This window comes from Mesorhizobium sp. P5_C1, assembly GCF_054049815.1.
Map to the genome: position 1 here is coordinate 1 of NZ_JBFULQ010000574.1, position 3,351 is coordinate 3,351.

The 3,351-nt window shown below is 62.5% G+C and carries 4 protein-coding genes, 1 tRNA gene and 1 pseudogene; 4 read left to right on the plus strand and 2 right to left on the minus strand.

Annotated features, from left to right (window positions below; translation table 11 throughout):
- Positions 1-65: 65 nt before the first annotated feature.
- Entirely contained in the window at positions 66-374 is a 309-nt protein-coding gene (locus ACXJ7R_RS28075; RefSeq protein ID WP_457154669.1) for a hypothetical protein, read from the minus strand.
- A 103-nt stretch (positions 375-477) separates the two neighbouring features.
- Positions 478-567, minus strand: a tRNA-Ser gene (locus ACXJ7R_RS28080).
- A 364-nt stretch (positions 568-931) separates the two neighbouring features.
- Here ACXJ7R_RS28080 and ACXJ7R_RS28085 point away from each other — a divergent pair.
- The 4 genes and pseudogenes from ACXJ7R_RS28085 to ACXJ7R_RS28100 form a co-directional block, all read left to right on the plus strand.
- Complete coding sequence (locus tag ACXJ7R_RS28085) at positions 932-1,636, plus strand: hypothetical protein (RefSeq protein WP_457154670.1); 705 nt, start codon at positions 932-934, stop codon at positions 1,634-1,636.
- Between the two features lie 120 nt (positions 1,637-1,756).
- Positions 1,757-2,080, plus strand: a complete 324-nt coding sequence (locus tag ACXJ7R_RS28090; RefSeq protein WP_457154671.1) for a hypothetical protein — start codon at positions 1,757-1,759, stop codon at positions 2,078-2,080.
- A 155-nt stretch (positions 2,081-2,235) separates the two neighbouring features.
- The gene (gene msrA, locus ACXJ7R_RS28095) at positions 2,236-2,898 is read left to right on the plus strand and encodes a peptide-methionine (S)-S-oxide reductase MsrA (RefSeq protein ID WP_457154672.1); all 663 of its coding nucleotides are present in this window, start codon (positions 2,236-2,238) and stop codon (positions 2,896-2,898) included.
- A gap of 212 nt (positions 2,899-3,110) precedes the next feature.
- Positions 3,111-3,351: pseudogene (locus ACXJ7R_RS28100) on the plus strand (BMP family ABC transporter substrate-binding protein); the annotation flags it as partial.

The window sequence follows — 3,351 nt, forward strand, 5'->3', positions numbered from 1 at the left end:
GCGCCATTGGCGGGGATCCATACCCTTCGGCATGCCGAGAGGCTGCAGGATGGGCTTGTGCGCGTTCATGACAAGCCCCTATCGTGGTTTTCATAGTAGATGCCGAGGCCAGTTGAGGCCGGCCAGACGTGTGCCTTCCACAAGGCACGTGGATGGTCAGAGTGGCTGATGTCGGTCAACCAGTCATCCATTGCCTCGGCAAGTTCCCGAGCGAGGCGGTTGACCCGCTGGACCGGCAATTCGCGCGGCAGGACGGGCGACGCCGACGCCGCTGAAGCAATGGCCGGAACGGAGGCGATTGCTCCAACAAATAGGGCGCGACGGGAGAGTCTCCCGAGGATTGGGCTTTCAGGCTGGTCAGAAAAGCGGTGCATAATCCGGTCTCCTTCGGTTGCATTTTCCTTGGGAAACGCATTGGGAAGGAGGCAAAGGACGTCGACAAATACCCTACAAAATCAGCCTGTTATGCGAGAAATCTGGCGGAGAGAGCGGGATTCGAACCCGCGTTACGGTCTCCCGTAAACACACTTTCCAGGCGTGCGCCTTCAACCACTCGGCCACCTCTCCGTCCATGCATGTCGCGCCGGCCGGTTTCGCCGCGCGGGTTGGGGAGATGCACCTCCCTTGGGACTATGGCGTGGAACTCCGCGCCGGCGCCGCCAACCAGCGAACGCCTCTCCCCTGCACCTGAGCCGTCGAAGCAACAGGCGCGGGGCTCATCTAGTCGATCCGGCGCCGAATGCCAAGCCATAACGGCAGTCTATTCGCTTTGCCGGCCACACAGCGTTTCGCGAGCCTGCCGGCGCCCCCGTTTTGAGGCGCCGCCACCCGAATGATGTGCACAGGCAAGGCCGCAAGGCTGGCGGCGCTTGACTTCGCCCGGGGTCGCCTGTCTCGTGGTGGAAAGACTTTGCGGGGGCATCGTCCGGACATGACATCGAGCAATGGACAGACGCCAGCGAGGCGACCGGACAGCGGCCTGTCCTTCGTGCCGCCGGGATGGCTCGTCTTCGTCATGGCATGGTCGGTCTACGGCCTGATCTCCGGCTGGCGACTGGTCGGCGACTACGGCCTGCCGGACAGGGTCTTCTATCTCGTCCATAGCGGGCTCGCCGTCGACATCATCACCATCCTGTGGGGGCTTTATCTGCTCGGCCTCGCCTTCGGCCGCTCCGCCCGCTTCCCGCGTCATTTCACCATCTGGCAGATCGCCACCATCATCTGGCTGCTGGCGAGGCAGGCCTATGTGCTGACGATTTCCGATTTCGTCTTCTCAGGCCAGGCGCTTGTGGTCACAGCTGCCGAGATCGCCATCGGGGTTCTCTGCATTTATCTGCTGCGCCGCGGTTCCGAAGCCGGGACCGTCTACGCCAATCCTGAAACCGAAAGCCCGCCTGTCTTCGTCTCGGTTGTCGCCGCCCTGCTCGGCATCATCCTCGGCGCTGTCATCGGCGCCGTGGGTGGATTCTTCGCCGGCTCGGTGATTGCCGATGCCACCGACATGAGCTGCTTCGAGGGCGCCTGCGGCTATTTTGCCGTGTTCATCGGCATGGCCGGGCTGGTCGTCGGCGCCATCGCTGGTGGCCTTTTCGCCGTCTGGCGCGTCCATCGGCGCAAACGCAAGCCGGCGGCATAGGCCGGACTTCAAATTCGCGTATGGCGATTGCGAACCTGGCACGCGCATTCTATCTCTCGTTTGAAACCGGACGACCCTCGGCAGGAGCTTGAGGACTGGCCGGAAGGAAAAGGTTCCTGAATGTTTCGCTTGCTCTTTCGTCTTGCCTCGATGGTCGCGCTGTCGATTTCCGTCATCATGGCGGTGCTCGACGCGACGCGCACCGTGGCGGCTTCGGCGCTGGTGCTGACCCCGCTCAACGCCAGTTGGCTGGCGGTCTCGCCCGACACGCGGGCCGCCTTCGAAACCTTGGTGCGAACCAAGGCCGGTCCGCTGCTGTGGGACGTCGCCATCGCCTGGGTGCTCAACCAGCCGGGCTTCGCCGTGTTCGCGGTGCTGGCCCTCCTGCTCTATGCGATCGGCTACAGGCGGCAGCGACGCCCTGGACAGTTCGCCGCCACCTAGAGCAATTCCAGGAAAAGTGTGAAACGGTTTTCCGTCCGGAATTGCGTCAAAACAAAGAGATATAGGGGCGGACCCAAAAGCGGGCACCGGTTCTTGGGAAAACCCGATGCTCGAACGATAGACCACTTCTTGTGTCCCACCATCGGAGACCGCGCATGTTCTTTCTCAGCGACATGCTGAACAAGAAGCTCAATCTGCCGAAGCCGTCCGAGGCGTTGCCGGGCCGCGCCCGGGCGATCCCGACGACTTCCAGGCATCAGGTCCTGAAAAAGCCTCTCAAGGGTCCCTATCCCGAGGGCTTTGAGTGGGCGCTGTTCGGGCTCGGCTGTTTCTGGGGCGCGGAGCGGTTGTTCTGGCAGCTCGAAGGCGTCTGGGTCACTGCGGTCGGCTATGCCGGCGGCATCACGCCCAATCCGACCCATCAGGAAACCTGCACCGGCCTTACCGGCCATGCCGAAGTGGTTCTGGTCGTCTACGACCCCAAAATCGTCTCCTATGCCGCGCTTCTGAAGCTGTTCTGGGAAAGCCACGACCCGACGCAAGGCATGCGCCAGGGCAAGGATGTCGGCACCACCTACCGCTCCGCGATCTACACATTCGGGGATGCGCAATTACGGGCCGCGAGCGCCTCGCGCGATGCCTACGAAACTGCTTTGCGCGCGGCCGGCCATAGCAGAATCACCACAGAGATCGCGCCGGCGCCTGAATTCTACTTCGCCGAAGGCGACCACCAGCAATATCTCGCGAAGAACCCCCACGGCACTTGCAACCTCAAGGGCACCGGCATCTCTTGGATCCCGGCTGCCATCTCCGCCTGACGCCCTTGGCGCAAGGATCGAGCCGCAGTGCGGCTTGCCCGCGCCATGCTTTTCCAAAAGGTCAAAATTCCGCGTGAATTTTGTTTCGGGCCGTGCCAGATTGCCGCCGAGCGGGAGGGGAATACACTCCTGGCTGATGTCGTATGCCTGCCGAAGAACCGGGCCGGCATGCGGCGCGTAACGGAAAAAATAACCGACAGGGTGTGGATCACATGAAACGTATCGTTCTCGGCCTCCTGGCCGCAACCGCAATGGTTCTTCCGGCTTTCGCCGCGGATGTCCAGCCGGCCATCCTCTATGATCTCGGCGGCAAGTTCGACAAATCCTTCAACGAGGCTGCCTTTCATGGCGCCGAGAAATTCAAGACCGAGACCGGCGTCGCCTATGTCGAGTTCGAAGTGTCCAACGCCTCGCAGCGCGAGCAGGCGCCGGCGAAGCGGCGCAGCGCCTGCT